Origin of the sequence: Enterococcus sp. HMSC072F02 (genome assembly GCF_001837725.1) — a bacterium.
Taxonomy (GTDB): domain Bacteria; phylum Bacillota; class Bacilli; order Lactobacillales; family Enterococcaceae; genus Enterococcus_B; species Enterococcus_B lactis.
This window is the reverse complement of the sequence record NZ_KV833976.1, coordinates 83,954-98,738: the sequence shown is the minus strand read 5'-3', so window position 1 is coordinate 98,738 and position 14,785 is coordinate 83,954. Positions and strand designations below refer to the sequence as shown.

At 38.8% G+C, this 14,785-nt stretch carries 16 protein-coding genes; 15 read left to right on the top strand and 1 reads right to left on the bottom strand.

Going from position 1 to position 14,785, the window contains the following annotated elements:
• Positions 1–14: 14 nt before the first annotated feature.
• From pstB (HMPREF2731_RS12700) to HMPREF2731_RS12635, 14 genes are all read left to right on the top strand, one after another.
• Entirely contained in the window at positions 15–821 is an 807-nt protein-coding gene (gene pstB, locus HMPREF2731_RS12700) for a phosphate ABC transporter ATP-binding protein PstB (protein ID WP_002292758.1), read from the top strand.
• Positions 822–836: 15 nt separating this feature from the next.
• On the top strand, positions 837–1,595 hold the full coding sequence (pstB, locus tag HMPREF2731_RS12695; RefSeq protein ID WP_070704315.1) for a phosphate ABC transporter ATP-binding protein PstB: 759 nt from the start codon (positions 837–839) through the stop codon (positions 1,593–1,595).
• A gap of 12 nt (positions 1,596–1,607) precedes the next feature.
• On the top strand, positions 1,608–2,285 hold the full coding sequence (gene phoU, locus HMPREF2731_RS12690) for a phosphate signaling complex protein PhoU (protein WP_002289490.1): 678 nt from the start codon (positions 1,608–1,610) through the stop codon (positions 2,283–2,285).
• A gap of 221 nt (positions 2,286–2,506) precedes the next feature.
• Complete coding sequence (locus HMPREF2731_RS12685) at positions 2,507–3,541, top strand: YibE/F family protein (protein ID WP_002292755.1); 1,035 nt, start codon at positions 2,507–2,509, stop codon at positions 3,539–3,541.
• A complete protein-coding gene (locus HMPREF2731_RS12680; RefSeq protein WP_002292754.1) occupies positions 3,538–4,305 on the top strand; it encodes a YibE/F family protein in 768 nt (255 codons plus the stop codon). The genes HMPREF2731_RS12685 and HMPREF2731_RS12680 overlap by 4 nt, the downstream gene beginning before the upstream one ends.
• 99 nt (positions 4,306–4,404) lie before the next feature.
• On the top strand, positions 4,405–5,973 hold the full coding sequence (gene liaX / locus HMPREF2731_RS12675) for a daptomycin-sensing surface protein LiaX (RefSeq protein ID WP_070873120.1): 1,569 nt from the start codon (positions 4,405–4,407) through the stop codon (positions 5,971–5,973).
• Between the two features lie 175 nt (positions 5,974–6,148).
• Complete coding sequence (locus HMPREF2731_RS12670) at positions 6,149–6,457, top strand: PspC domain-containing protein (protein ID WP_002292752.1); 309 nt, start codon at positions 6,149–6,151, stop codon at positions 6,455–6,457.
• Positions 6,457–6,807 carry a phage holin family protein gene (locus HMPREF2731_RS12665; protein ID WP_002303620.1) on the top strand — a complete coding sequence of 117 codons (351 nt, stop codon included), beginning with the start codon at positions 6,457–6,459 and terminating at the stop codon, positions 6,805–6,807. The genes HMPREF2731_RS12670 and HMPREF2731_RS12665 overlap by 1 nt, the downstream gene beginning before the upstream one ends.
• A 165-nt stretch (positions 6,808–6,972) precedes the next feature.
• Positions 6,973–7,911, top strand: a complete 939-nt coding sequence (gene hprK / locus HMPREF2731_RS12660) for an HPr(Ser) kinase/phosphatase (protein ID WP_002289568.1) — start codon at positions 6,973–6,975, stop codon at positions 7,909–7,911.
• A gap of 14 nt (positions 7,912–7,925) precedes the next feature.
• Positions 7,926–8,756 carry a prolipoprotein diacylglyceryl transferase gene (lgt, locus tag HMPREF2731_RS12655; RefSeq protein WP_002308605.1) on the top strand — a complete coding sequence of 277 codons (831 nt, stop codon included), beginning with the start codon at positions 7,926–7,928 and terminating at the stop codon, positions 8,754–8,756.
• 43 nt (positions 8,757–8,799) lie between these two features.
• Positions 8,800–9,825: an NAD(P)H-dependent glycerol-3-phosphate dehydrogenase gene (locus HMPREF2731_RS12650; protein WP_002308606.1), complete on the top strand. Its 1,026-nt coding sequence runs from the start codon at positions 8,800–8,802 to the stop codon at positions 9,823–9,825.
• A 14-nt stretch (positions 9,826–9,839) separates the two neighbouring features.
• A complete protein-coding gene (gene galU, locus HMPREF2731_RS12645; RefSeq protein ID WP_002308607.1) occupies positions 9,840–10,778 on the top strand; it encodes a UTP--glucose-1-phosphate uridylyltransferase GalU in 939 nt (312 codons plus the stop codon).
• A 124-nt stretch (positions 10,779–10,902) separates the two neighbouring features.
• Entirely contained in the window at positions 10,903–11,343 is a 441-nt protein-coding gene (locus HMPREF2731_RS12640) for a DUF948 domain-containing protein (protein WP_002308608.1), read from the top strand.
• Between the two features lie 2 nt (positions 11,344–11,345).
• Positions 11,346–11,948 (top strand): YtxH domain-containing protein, encoded by a 603-nt coding sequence (locus tag HMPREF2731_RS12635; protein WP_070873118.1) that lies wholly within the window; start codon positions 11,346–11,348, stop codon positions 11,946–11,948.
• A 62-nt stretch (positions 11,949–12,010) separates the two neighbouring features.
• On the opposite strand, the gene HMPREF2731_RS12630 is transcribed toward HMPREF2731_RS12635, so the two are convergent.
• The gene (locus HMPREF2731_RS12630; RefSeq protein ID WP_010727054.1) at positions 12,011–13,114 is read right to left on the bottom strand and encodes an aminopeptidase P family protein; all 1,104 of its coding nucleotides are present in this window, start codon (positions 13,112–13,114) and stop codon (positions 12,011–12,013) included.
• 209 nt (positions 13,115–13,323) lie between these two features.
• Here HMPREF2731_RS12630 and ccpA point away from each other — a divergent pair, with 209 nt between their 5' ends.
• A complete protein-coding gene (gene ccpA, locus HMPREF2731_RS12625; protein ID WP_002291653.1) occupies positions 13,324–14,325 on the top strand; it encodes a catabolite control protein A in 1,002 nt (333 codons plus the stop codon).
• The last annotated feature ends 460 nt before the right edge of the window (positions 14,326–14,785 follow it).

Here is a 14,785-nt window from a genome sequence, read left to right as displayed (position 1 = left end):
GGAGAAGAAGTAAGATGAAAAAATATAATTGGAATGAAACAAATGTCATTACCATGCCAAAAGAGAAGGAAGTAGCATTATATACGAATGATCTGCATGTTTGGTATGGCGACAATGAAGCAATCAAGGGAGTGGATCTAGAGTTCGAAAAAAATAAGATCACTGCATTGATTGGCCCCTCTGGCTGCGGAAAATCCACGTATCTTCGTTCTTTGAATCGTATGAATGATGGGATCGCTAATACGAAAATCACTGGAAAGATCATGTATAAAGACGTGGATATCAATGCGCCTCAAGTGGATGTTTATGAAATGCGCAAACGGATAGGCATGGTGTTCCAACGCCCCAACCCTTTTAGCAAATCGATTTATGACAATATAACTTTTGCTTTGAAACAACATGGTGAAAAAAACAAGAAGAAATTAGATGAAATCGTTGAAACAAGCTTGAAACAAGCAGCTTTGTGGGATCAAGTAAAAGATAGCTTGGATAAAAGTGCTTTGGCTTTATCTGGCGGACAACAGCAACGTTTGTGTATCGCTCGTGCAATTGCGATGAAACCCGATATCTTGCTGTTAGACGAGCCGGCAAGTGCCTTGGATCCTATTTCGACAGGAACGGTTGAAGAAACACTTGTAAACTTGAAAGAAGACTACACGATCATCATCGTGACGCATAATATGCAACAAGCAGCTCGTATCAGCGACTACACTGCCTTTTTCTATCTAGGAAAAGTAATGGAATATGACAAAACAAACAAGATATTTACCAGACCAAAAATTCAGGCAACCGAAGATTATGTGTCCGGTCATTTTGGTTAAGACGGAGGCCTCAACATGACAAAAGAAATTATCTCATCCAAAGATCTTCATCTGTATTATGGAAAGAAAGAAGCACTAAAGGGAATCGATCTAAGTTTCAATCAAGGTGAAATCACAGCGATGATCGGTCCTTCTGGTTGCGGGAAATCTACCTATCTACGTTCGTTGAATCGAATGAACGATCTGATTCCAAATGTAACGATCACCGGAAGTGTTTTATATAAAGACAAAGACATCTATGGTCCGAAAACAGATGTTGTTGAACTAAGAAAAGAAATCGGCATGGTGTTCCAGCAGCCAAATCCATTTCCTTTTTCTATTTATGAAAATGTCATCTATGGATTGAAGTTAAAAGGAGAAAAAGATAAAAAAGTCCTTGATCAAGTAGTGGAAGAAAGTCTGAAGGCAGCGTCTGTTTGGGAGGATGTGAAGGATAAACTGCATAAAAGTGCCTTGTCTTTATCCGGTGGGCAGCAGCAGCGTGTATGTATCGCACGTGTTTTGGCAGTGAATCCCGAAATCATCTTATTGGATGAACCAACTAGTGCACTTGACCCTGTTTCTACTGGGAAAATCGAAAGTATGCTGTTAGAATTAAGAGAGCGGTATACGATGATCATCGTGACCCACAATATGTCTCAAGCTTCACGTATTTCAGATAAGACGGCATTCTTTTTAGATGGTCACTTGATCGAATACAACAATACGAAGAAGATATTCATGAATCCAGAAAAACAAGAGACAGAAGATTATATTTCAGGTCGATTTGGATAAGGAGGAAACGGAATGCTACGTACACAATTTGAAGAAGAATTGCTGAATCTCCATAATCAGTTCTACGAAATGGGGATGATGGTGAGCAGCGCTGTGCACAAGTCAGTTCGTGCATACATCAAACACGATAAAATCTTAGCTCAAGAAGTTATCGAAAACGATATAAATATCAATAATATGGAAACGCGTTTGGAGAAAAAAAGTTTTGAAATGATTGCATTGCAACAGCCAGTTACAACTGACTTGCGTATGATTATCACGGTCATGAAAGCTAGCTCTGATTTAGAACGTATGGCCGATCATGCGGTGTCCGTTGCTAAATCTACAATCCGCGTAAAAGGACAGACGAGAATACCGGAAATCGAAAAAGAGATCTCCGATATGTCCGATTACGTGAAAAAAATGGTGGACAACGTCCTAGTTGCATATGTCAAAACAGACGAAAAAGACGCGCGTACGATCGCCAATATGGATCAAAGAGTCAATGACTATTTCAATCGAATCTATAATGCAACCATCAAAAACATGCAAGAAAATCCTGAAACAGTCATCAGTGGAACAGACTATTTGAATGTTGCCAGTTATCTAGAACGAATCGGAGACTATGTGACAAACATCTGTGAATGGATCGTCTACTTGGCTACAGGGAAAATCACTGAGTTAAATACGAACCACAATGAGATTTTCTAAACTGAAGTTGTGATTCTGCTGTTTATTTAGGAAAAGAGGTTGTGAAATCAGCGTTTTGTCCTGAGTATTAGAGAAACAAACGGTAAAATAGTTCCTCATATTTTGCCGTTTTTTGAGCTAATACCGAAGGTCAGCTGATTGAACACCGTTTATTCTGGAAAAGGGTTTGTGACAAAACATGTCACAAACCCTTTTCATTATTCCAATAGAAAGGATAAAGAATGCAAAAAAAGATTAGCATCATCATCACTCTATTTTTTATTTGTATACTTGCTTCATGGTTTATTCAGCGTCAAGCTGCTCTATATGACGTACCTGTTATCGAGATCGAAAGAGTGAGAATAGAAGAGGATCAGCAATTGATTACAGGAAGATTGATGAACACGGACCAAAAAGGAGAAGTGATTTCTTTATCGGCTCCTTATCAAAAAAATCAAATCGAAACAGCAAATATAACAACAAGACAAATCTATCTTGTCCAAATGCATGGAGATGAATGGCAACTAGTAGCAAAAAAAAATGATGGCTGGCTTTTTTTCTTTACAAGTATCTTCATTGGCACCATGTTGCTTATTGGTGGAAAACAGGGTGTATTTGCTTTGGGAAGTCTCATCGTCAACATCGTTTTACTTTTACTTTTGTTGCTCCTCTTTACCAAAACAGAAGGTATTTCTCTCTTAAATATAGCAATCTTATTTGTCGTTATAGGGATAATCGTTAGTATATTGGCGTTAGACGGATGGAATAGAAGCAGTATAATCAAAATTTCGGCTGCAGTTACAAGTGTTTTTTTAGCATTTTTTATTTGTCTTTTGACAATGAATCATTGGAAAGATCAAGGACTGCGCTATGAAGAACTGAATTATCTGACACGACCGTATCGTTCTGTTTTTCTTTCCAGCGTGCTGATTGGGACAGCTGGAGGGACACTGGATACCGTGATCACAGTCATTGCGACATTAGAAGAATTGACCAAGCAACAACCGAAAATATCAGCGAAACAGTTATGGCTTTCAGGAAGGCAAGTGGGCCGAGATGTGATTGGTTCGATGGCTAATATCCTTTTATTCGTCTATATCAGCGGAGCGATTCCATCGCTTCTGTTATATTTAGGAAATCAATGGTCTTTCAAAGAAACGGTAGAACAACATTTATCATTAGAATTTTTACGCGTCATTGCTGGCAGCTTAGGAATAGTATTATCAATCCCCATCGCGGTCCTCTTTTTTCTCGCTGTAAGGAGGTTAAAAAAATGAATGTACTTATTATACTTGTTGGGATTTTTGCAATTAGTGTGCTATTTGTCGGTGGTACGCAAGGTATGTATATTCTTTTAGGATTATTCATTAATTTAGGAATCTTTTTCCTATTATTATTCGGCTATCATCAGAAGTGGCCGATATTGGTATTGTCGATTATAGGATTCCTATTGATCGCTGTGGTTATCTTATTTTTTATCAACGGTTATAATCTGAAAATGCGAGCCGCTTTTGCCAGTATACTGATCTTTTTGTTTTGTTTCCTACTATTGATTCCTATCACTGATTTTTTAGCGATCCAAGGGTTTACTTCGATAGAACTAGAAGAACTATCTGGCTTAGATAAGACGTTAGCAATTGATTTTAGACTACTTGCGAGGTCGTTGCTTCTCATCAGTCTTAGCGGTGCTGTTTTAGATGCGAGTGTAGCGATTTCTAGTGGAACATTCGAAGTATATCAGGCAAATCCGCATTTGTCTTTTAACCAATTGCGCCATGCTAGTTTTGCCATTGCTAAAAAAATATTGGCGTCAACAGTGATGACTCTTCTTTTTGCGTTTATGGGGAGTTCTTTAGCGTTGATTCTTTGGTTCATTGATTTAGACATTCCTTTTCAGCAAATAATCAATGAAAAATCATTTGTCTTGGAATATACGATGGCTATCCTTACCACATTGGCCGCACTACTTGTCCTGCCCTTAACTTGCGTGACTACAGCATATCTCTTTACAAAAAAGAAGGAACATCTCAAGATGGAGTAAAAGTTACAACTTAAGTCCTATGACATTTTTACTGAATCAGTGCATAATATGGATGTAAGGAAAAGCTTGCAAACAATTTTGCTTAAGGAGGCAATTTCCATGAAAGAAAGAGAACGTATTTTAGACTTAGTGAAAAAAGGAATCCTTTCGACTGAAGAAGGCTTAGATTTATTAGAAAGCATGGCAACTGAAAAAGACGAAAAACAAATCAAAAAAGAAGCAGACAAGGTAACTGCTAGTCATAAAGAAAAAGATCAGGTAAGTCAATTGATCGATGAACTTGAAAACGGTGAAGAAAGAATTTCTGAGCCAGTTGATCCAAAAGAAAAAGAAAGACAAGATCAAGAAAACTTAGAAAAGATCTTAGATGAACTAGCAACTGAAGCGAATAAAACTTCGGCGCGTCTAGACGAAGTAAATGCTCAATTCGCTGACAATAAGGCAGCACGTAATGAGAAACAGGAAGCATTGATGCAGCTGAATACAAAAGAAGAATTAGGCGAGTTGACAGAAGAAGAATTAGCACAGCGTCAAACGTTAGAAGCAGAAATCAAAGAGTTAGAAGCAACCGGCGATACACTATTAGAAGAACAATTGAAGCTGGAAGCAGAATTAAAAGATATCCGCAAGAACCAATGGTCTGAGAAAAAAGAAACATTTACGGATAAGTTTGAATTGCCAGATGATTGGAAAGATCAAGCGACAGATACGCTGAATCAAGTAGGCGAAAAAATGTCAGAAGCTGGATCACAGTTAGGCAAATTCTTGAAGAAAACATTCCAAACTGTTTCAGAAACAGTAAATGATAACATGGAATGGAAAGATGTCAGCTTACGCGTCCCTGGAATTGCGACAACGAAATTTGAACATGAATTTTACTATGAAGCTCCTGCAGCAAGTATCCTTGATATCAAGGCAGCAAACGGAAACGTGACGTTAAAAACGTGGAACAGTGATGATGTGAAAGTGGAAGCCAAGATCAAACTTTACGGAAAAATGGGTGCTGAACCATTTGAAGCATTCTCTGAACGGAGCCAGATCGAGGTCAATGAAGATCATATTTCCTTTCAAATTCCAAATAAGCGTGTGCGTGCAGACCTTGTTTTCTACTTACCTAAACGAGTATACGACCATGCAGCTGTCAAACTTCTAAATGGCAACATCATGATTGAGACATTGGAAGCTAAAGATATTTATACAAAATCTACGAATGGGAACATCATCGTGAACCAATTAACTGCAACGATGCTGGAAGTAGAAGGTGTAAACGGCAATATCGATATTCGAAACGGGAACATCTTAGATTCTATTATCGAAACAGTAAACGGTACAGTGACATTTGGTGCCACACCAGAAAACCTTTCTGTGTCTTTAGTAAATGGTGATGTACGTCTTACGATTAAAGAAGATAATTTGAAAAAAGTAGAAGCAAGTTCAGTGAACGGGAATGTCAAAGTTGCTTTACCAGATAGCATCGGTTTGGAAGGACACGCTAAAACAAGTCTTGGAAGCATCAACAGCCGTCTGTCCAATTACGAAGTAGTTCGTGAGAAAAAAGAACGGACAAACCAAATGTTGCAATTCCGTCGTGTTTCAGATGATGAGATCGCACAAGTGCAGCTTTCAACGACAACAGGAAGTATCTATTTAAAAGATACAGATAAATAAAGAGGTTGTGAAAGAGATGTTCAGCCTTGAGCAATAAGAAGCGATTTTTTAAAATAGCTTCCCCTATTTTAAAAAATTGTGCCTTATTGCCGATAGGCTATCTCTTGAACACCGATTAAGAAGAAGGTTGTCACAACGATTTTCTTCATTTAAAATAGTAGAACAGAGGTGAGACATGATGAAAAAAAAGTTGACAAAATCCAATAAAAATGTTGTTTTGACAGGTACTTTAGCAGGGATTGGGGAATATATCGGGATTGATCCCACTGTTATCCGTGTGCTTTATGTATTCTTAAGCTTAGTTGCTTTTGGAAGTCCAATCATTTTATACATTTTATTAGCTTTGATTATCCCATCTGCGCGTTCTGCACGAACAAACTATGGACATAACAATGCATATTATGAAAAAAACAATTATCGTGAACAAACAAAAAAACGCAAAGAAGCGGAAAAAATCGATGATGACGAATGGAGTGACTTTTAATGTCGTACTTTCAGCGTATTTTGGTTAATACGTTAACATTCATATCGTTGGCTGTTCTTTTTCCTGCGATGGTCCATGTGAGCAGTATTTGGACGGCCGTTCTTGCCAGCTTCGTATTATCTGTGTTGAACATGTTTGTCAAACCGATTTTGACGATCCTGTCCCTGCCCTTTACATTAGTCACATTGGGATTGTTTACGTTTGTTATCAATGCAGCGATTCTTAAAATGACTTCCTTTTTTGTAGGAGCAGAACATTTTAGTTTTTCTTCATTTGGTGCAGCGTTATTCGTAGCTATCTTGATGTCACTTGTCAATGTAATTGTTAGTGAACATAACAGCAGAAAATAAAAAAAGCTGTGCCGAGATCTCGGCGCAGCTTTTTTGTTTAGAATAAAGAATGCGTTTTCTATTACATTGGTAATTAAATAAAAACGTTTTTTTTAATTGGTAGTACTTTTGGCTAGACAATGATAAAATGATAGAGAACACTCTAATAGAAATGAGGTAGCATGAATGTCAGAAGTTGTAAAAGTTAGCCAATTAGTAAAAAAATTATCTTTGGAAATCGTCACAGGCGACGAGAAAAGTTTAGACCGCGTCATCGTGACTGGGGACATCTCACGCCCAGGACTAGAGTTGACCGGTTATTTTAATTATTATTCCCATAATCGTTTACAGCTATTTGGCAGTAAAGAAATCAGTTTTGCGGAACGGATGATCCCAGAAGAGCGTTTGATCATTATGAGAAGATTATGTAGTGAAGATATGCCCGCATTTATTATTTCAAGAGGATTGCCGGCTCCGGAAGAAATGATCCAAGCAGCCAATGAAAATGGGATAGCTGTGCTGCGTTCGCCTATCTCAACGTCCCGGCTGCTAGGTGAATTATCTAGTTATTTAGATGGGCGCTTAGCCCCTCGAACAAGTGTCCACGGTGTGTTAGTCGATGTCTACGGATTAGGTGTACTAATTCAAGGGGACAGTGGGATAGGGAAAAGTGAAACGGCGTTGGAACTGATTAAGCGCGGACATCGATTGATCGCAGACGATCGAGTAGATGTCTATCAGCAAGATGAACTGACGGTAATCGGAGAACCTCCTAAAATCCTGGAACATCTGATTGAGATTCGAGGGATCGGTATCATAGATGTAATGAATCTTTTCGGTGCGAGTGCGGTACGAGGCTCTATGCAAGTCCAGTTAGCTGTTTATCTAGAAGCATGGGCGAAAGATAAGAAATACGACCGTCTGGGCTCTGAAGACACGACCGTTGAAATCGCGGAAGTGGGCATTCCACAAATAAAAATCCCTGTCAAAACAGGACGAAACGTTGCAATCATCATTGAAGTAGCCGCGATGAATTTCCGCGCGCGTACAATGGGCTTTGACGCAACGAAAACATTTGAAGAAAGATTAAGTCGCTTGATTGAAGAAAACTCAGGCAATGACTAGCAAGGAGTGACAATATGTTAGCACAAATCAATCGAGTTGCTTTTGAGCTTGTAGGAATTCCTATCTACTGGTATGCATTGATTATCGTATCAGGAATCATTATTGCCATGTGGCTCAGCAGCAGAGAAGCTGTTCGGGTAGGATTAAAAGCAGATGACGTGACAGATTTTATGTTGTGGGGATTGCCGATTTCCATTATTGGTGCCCGCTTGTATTATGTTTTATTCGATCTTCCCCAATATATAGCTGATCCAATCCAGATATTCAATATCCGTTCAGGAGGATTAGCGATTTACGGGGGATTGATTGCAGGTGCAATCACACTGTACTTTTTTACCAAATATCATTTTATTTCTTTGTGGACCTTTTTAGATATCGCTGCACCAAGCGTATTATTGGCGCAGGCAATCGGACGATGGGGAAATTTCATGAACCACGAAGCGTATGGTCCAGACACGACACGAAGTTTCTTAGAAAGTCTGCATTTACCGCAATTCATCATTGATAACATGTATATCGAAGGAATCTATCGACAACCAACCTTTCTTTATGAATCACTTTGGAGTTTGATTGGATTTATTCTGCTTTTGGTTTTGCGGAAGAAACCACATCTTTTGAAAAAAGGAGAAGTCCTTTTATGTTATCTAATGTGGTATAGTTTCGGACGTTTCTTTATCGAAGGGTTACGCACAGACAGCCTTTACTTTTTAGGTGTGATCCGCATTTCTCAATTATTGTCTGCTGTTTTATTTGTCGGCACATTGATTCTGTTTATTTGGCGTAGAAAAAAAGGAAATTTACCGGATTATGACCGCTCATTAGGAAAAAATCAACAAATTATTTGATTTTTAGAGCGTTAAAAATGAAAAAAATTTCAGGAGTGGTAAAATGAATTATAGAGTAGCGGTTTTAGGACCAGGCTCTTGGGGGACTGCTTTAGCACAAGTCCTCGCTGAAAACGGACATGACGTTCGGATTTGGGGACATCGTGCTTCACAAGTAGAAGAAATCAACACCCAACACACCAATCAACGTTATTTACCAGATCATCATCTACCCGATTCCATCCGAGCATTCACCGATATGGAAGATGCAGTAAAAGATGCAGATGCGGTACTATTCGTTATCCCAACGAAAGCGATACGTTCTGTTGCAAAAGAACTAGTTGCCAAATTGAATACGAAGCCAGTGATCATCCACGCAAGTAAGGGATTAGAACAGGGAACGCATAAAAGAATCTCTGAAATCTTGTTAGAGGAAATCCCGACAGAAAAAAGAAAAGCTGTTGCTGTTCTTTCTGGGCCAAGCCATGCGGAAGAAGTAGCAAAGCATGACATTACGACGATCACAGCGGCAAGCACAGATGTAAAAGCAGCAAAATATGTACAAGAGCTGTTCATGAACCATTATTTTCGAATCTATACCAACCCTGATGTGATTGGTGTAGAGATGGGAGCAGCTTTGAAAAATATTATTGCCATTGGAGCTGGTGCTATTCACGGCTTAGGGTTTGGCGATAATGCAAAAGCGGCAATCATGACGCGCGGATTAGCTGAGATCAGCCGTTTAGGTGTAGCAATGGGTGCCAACCCACTGACCTTTATTGGCTTAAGCGGAGTAGGTGATCTAGTCGTTACTTGCACAAGTGTTCATTCCAGAAACTGGCGCGCAGGCAACTTGTTAGGACAAGGTCAGCCTCTAGAAGAGGTGCTAGCCAATATGGGAATGGTTGTTGAAGGTGTGAATACTACTCAAGCAGCGATGGAACTAGCCCAAATGATGGAAATCGAAATGCCCATCACTCAAACAATCTATGAAGTGCTGTATGAACAAAAAGAAATCAAAACAGCCGCAAAAGAAATCATGTTACGTGATGGGAAAAAAGAAAATGAATTCTCATTAACAATTTTTTGAAGGAGCGAATGTATATGAAAGTAAAAAAAGCAGTTATTCCAGCAGCAGGATTAGGAACAAGATTTTTACCAGCAACAAAGGCGATGGCAAAGGAAATGTTGCCAATCGTGGACAAACCAACGATCCAATTCATCGTTGAAGAAGCGTTGAAATCAGGAATCGAAGACATCTTGATCGTTACAGGAAAAGCTAAACGACCAATCGAAGATCACTTTGATTCAAATATCGAATTAGAAACAAACCTAAGTGAAAAAGGAAAAACCGAATTATTGAAATTAGTAGAAGAAACGACAGATGTCAATTTGCATTTCATCCGTCAATCTCATCCAAAGGGGTTAGGACACGCCGTTCTTCAAGCAAGAGCCTTTATTGGAAATGAACCGTTTGTCGTTATGCTAGGCGATGATATCATGGAAGACGAAGTACCATTGACACAGCAATTGATCGATGACTATGAGCGTACACACGCTTCTACGATTGCCGTTATGCAAGTTCCTCACGATGAAACTTCAAAATACGGAATCATCAACCCAGGGGAAGTACTGGAAGATGGGTTATACAATGTCAAAAACTTTGTTGAAAAACCAGATCCAAGCAAAGCACCAAGTGATTTAGCTATTATTGGGCGTTACTTATTGACTCCAGAAATCTTTGATGTATTATCAGAACAACAACCAGGTGCTGGAAATGAGATCCAACTAACTGACGCAATCGATACGTTGAATAAAACACAACGCGTATTTGCCCGTAAATTCACAGGTAAACGTTATGACGTTGGTGACAAATTTGGTTTTATGAAAACAAGTATTGAATATGGTCTGACACATCCAGAAGTAGGGGCACCTTTGCGTGAATACATCATGTCTTTAGGTAAAACATTAGAAGCAGAAGGAAGCAAGATCAATCATAATCCAAAAGGAATAACAGAAATCAAAGAAGAAAAGAAAAAATAATCTTTTTTTCTAACGAGCTTCAGCTGCTAATTGAATAAAAAGTAGTTGAAGCTCGTTTTTATTTGTTTAAAAAACACGAAAATGCTATCCTTATAGAAAAGAGAGACAAGAAGGGAGTTTGATCATGTCAGGAGGAGAAATTGCAGGATTGATCGCAGCAATCGCCTTTGCGATACTTGTCGTTTTCATCGTTCGCGTATTGTTGCAAGTTTCCAAAACTTTAGAAAAAGTAGACCAGACTGTCGCAGAAGCAAATACGACAATTGAGATCGTCACACAAGACGTAGATCTTTTATCTAGACAAGTAGAAGGCTTGCTAGTCAAAAGTAATGAGCTGCTCTTGGATATCAATGGAAAAGTCGCAACGATCGATCCATTGTTCACAGCAGTTGCTGATTTAAGTGAAAGTGTATCGGAACTTAATCATTCTAGTAAAAACATCGTGACGAAAGTCGGCGGAATCGGAAAAACGACAGCTAAAGCGACTGTTGCCGGAAAAGTCGGTGGAACAGCGATGAAATTTTTTAAAAACAAAAAACATACTGAAACGACAGGAGGAAAATAAGAATGGCTAAAAAAGATGGATTTTTATTAGGTGCAGTAGTTGGAGGTACAGCCGCAGCAATCGCCGCATTATTGTTAGCACCCAAATCTGGTAAAGAACTTCGGGATGAATTGGCTGCTCAAGCAGATGATTTGATGGACATGGCTTCAGATTACACAGATATGGCAAAAGAAAAATCATCTGAGTTAACAGGTATTGCAAAAGAAAAAGCGCAAGATCTTTCTCAACAAGCAGGGGATCTAGCAGGCAATGTTAAGCAGAAGGTAAGTGAATCAGCAGAGGAAGCAGGAAGTGAATCAGATGATATCTTGTTAAACCTCAAAGAACAATCAGCTGATTTATCTAATCGTTTCAAAAAAACAGCAGAAGATCTGAAAAAGCCAGCAGACGAATTAGGTAGTATTGCTAAAGATACTTCAGAAGATATCATGATCGATGTAAAAGATGCTGCAGATAAAGCAGGAGAGACGGTCAATGAAGGAATGTCAGAAGCAAAACCAGTTGCAGATGACACAAAAGAAATGTTGAAAATGGCAAAAGAAGATGCAAAAGAAGCTAAGAAAGAAATGAAAGATACAATGACAGATTCGACTACCAATCACTAAGATTACTCATTTCTAGAATAAAAAAGGTGAGAGCGGACCAGCTCTCACCTTTTTTATTTTCATTACTCTAAAACAAGTAATTCTTTTGGTGTAGTCGTGAATGGCACACAACCATCACTTGTCACATACACACAATCTTCGATACGTACCCCTACTTTTTCAGGAATATAGATTCCTGGTTCAAGAGAGAAGCACATCCCTTCTTCAATCACTAAGTCGTTTCCTTCTACAAGAGAAGGGAATTCGTGGACGGTTGTTCCGATTCCGTGACCTAAACGGTGATTGAAATATTCGCCGTAGCCATAGCTGTTGATCACGTTTCGTGCGATTTGATCAAGTTCACCTGCTGTCACACCTGGGCGAACTGCCTCTTGTGCGGCAAGCTGTGCTTCAAGAGTGATGTTATAGATTTTTTCTTGGAATTCAGTTGGTTTTTGATAAGCAACTGTACGAGTAGCATCACTGCAATAGCCATTCCAAATAACGCCAAGATCGAATAACACTAGTTCATTTGGTGAAACCTTCGTGCTTCCTGGTGTACCATGAGGGCTTGCAGCATTTGCTCCTGCAAGGACTAATGTGTCGAAAGACATTTGTGAAACACCTTGTTTTTTTAATTGGTATTCGATTTCTGCGATAATTGCTTGTTCAGTTACGCCTTCTTTTACTGTTTTGAAGCCAATTTCAAAGGCAACATCGGCCCATTTACCAGCTTCGATCAGTTTGTCTTTTTCTTCTACCGTTTTGATCAGTTGCAGACGCTGGATAATAGAAGTTAGATCGGTGTAAGAATCTGTACCTGTCAAGATATCAGAGATAGCATCGAAGCGATCGACAGTCAGAGCATTCTTTTCAATACCTACATTACCAGGTTGCCCATAGCGTGCGCGAAGCTCTTTTCCGATGATCTCCCAAGGATTTTCGCTGTCTAAGTAGCCACGTACATCGTACGTCCAGCTGCTGTTTTGAGCATCTTCAACTTCCAGAGCAGGAGTGAAAAGGAAAGGATCTTGTTCCAGAGGGATAAAAAGAGCTAGTACACGCTCGTGAGGATCACTTTCATATCCGGAAAAGTAAGCGATGTGGCCAGGGTCGCTGATATAAGCCAATTCTACTTGGTGTTGTGCCATCCATTGACGTAGTTCATTGATTTTTACGTTATTCATTTAGCAACCTACTTTCTAAATTAATTTTGTATTCAATAATTGTACCACTGATTGATTAAAAGACCAACGTTCTTAAAACTGAAAAAAGTAAAAATTTTCATGAAAACAGAGATAAAACGGTTGCAATTGTTGAGATTATTTGATATCCTATTTTAGAAATGTAAGACGTATTTTCAGAAAACATATAAAATATGAATAGGAGAACACAAATGGAAAAGCAAACAATCACTATCTATGATGTAGCGAGAGAGGCAAATGTTTCGATGGCTACTGTTTCACGTGTCGTAAATGGCAATCCAAACGTCAAACCAGCAACAAGAAAAAAAGTCTTGGAAGTTATCGATCGCTTGGATTATCGTCCAAATGCAGTCGCACGTGGCTTGGCAAGTAAGAAAACAACAACAGTTGGGGTAATCATTCCTGATGTCAGCAATATGTTCTTTGCCTCTTTAGCACGTGGTATCGACGATGTGGCAACAATGTACAAATACAATATCATCTTAGCAAACTCAGATGGCAACGATCAAAAAGAAGTCAATGTATTGAATAATTTATTGGCTAAGCAAGTGGACGGCGTGATCTTTATGGGTCACCATATCACAGACGAAATCCGTGGAGAATTTTCACGTTCAAAAACGCCTGTTGTACTAGCTGGTTCCATTGATCCAGATGAACAAGTAGGTAGCGTAAACATTGATTATGTATCAGCAACAAAAGATGCAGTAAATAAATTAGCAAAAAGCGGCAATAAAAAAATCGCTTTTGTCAGCGGTGCGCTGATTGATCCTATCAATGGCCAAAACCGTTTGAAAGGCTATAAAGAAGCATTAAGCGAAAACAATCTACCATATAGCGAAGGATTAATCTTTGAGGCACAATACAACTTTAAAGATGGTCTGTCTCTAGTTGACCGGATCCATAATAGCGGTGCAACAGCTGTCTATGTTTCAGACGATGAATTAGCCATTGGTATCTTGGATGGTTTATTAGACCGTGGCGTAAAAGTACCAGAAGAATTCGAAATCATCACAAGCAACAATTCTTTACTGACAGAAGTAGCTCGTCCTCGTTTGACAAGTATCACACAACCATTATACGATTTAGGAGCGGTATCCATGCGCCTATTGACGAAAATGATGAATAAAGAAGAAGTCGAAGAAAAAACGATTATCTTGCCTTATGGAATCGAAGAAAAAGGATCAACTAAATAATAAAAGATCAATCATTTAAAGGTTGTTCCCAAAGTGGTCAACTTCTGGAACAACCTTTATACGAGAAAAGGGGTTATGACAAAATTTTGTCATAACCCCTTTTTTTGTGACTTTAAAAAAAAGAGAGAATGGCGGAAACAAACCTTACGTCCATCGTATACGACACAATCTGTGCGTAGATGCTACATTTTGTTCACTACTATCAAAATTACTTTAAAATGAAAACGTGATAAAAAAGAAAGTAGAAAAGTAGAAAAGTAACTCTAAAAAATCCAAAAAAATCCAGGCTCGATTGCGTACTTATCTTAAAGGAGAAACAATCCATCATACATAACCCGAAAGGAGACTTCTATTTGCCTAAGAAAAGACGAAAGACCATAGTCATCATTTTGACCATTCTTACTATAGGAATCGGAGGAAAATTTTACATGGACAAAAGAGAAGCGCAAAAACAGCAAGA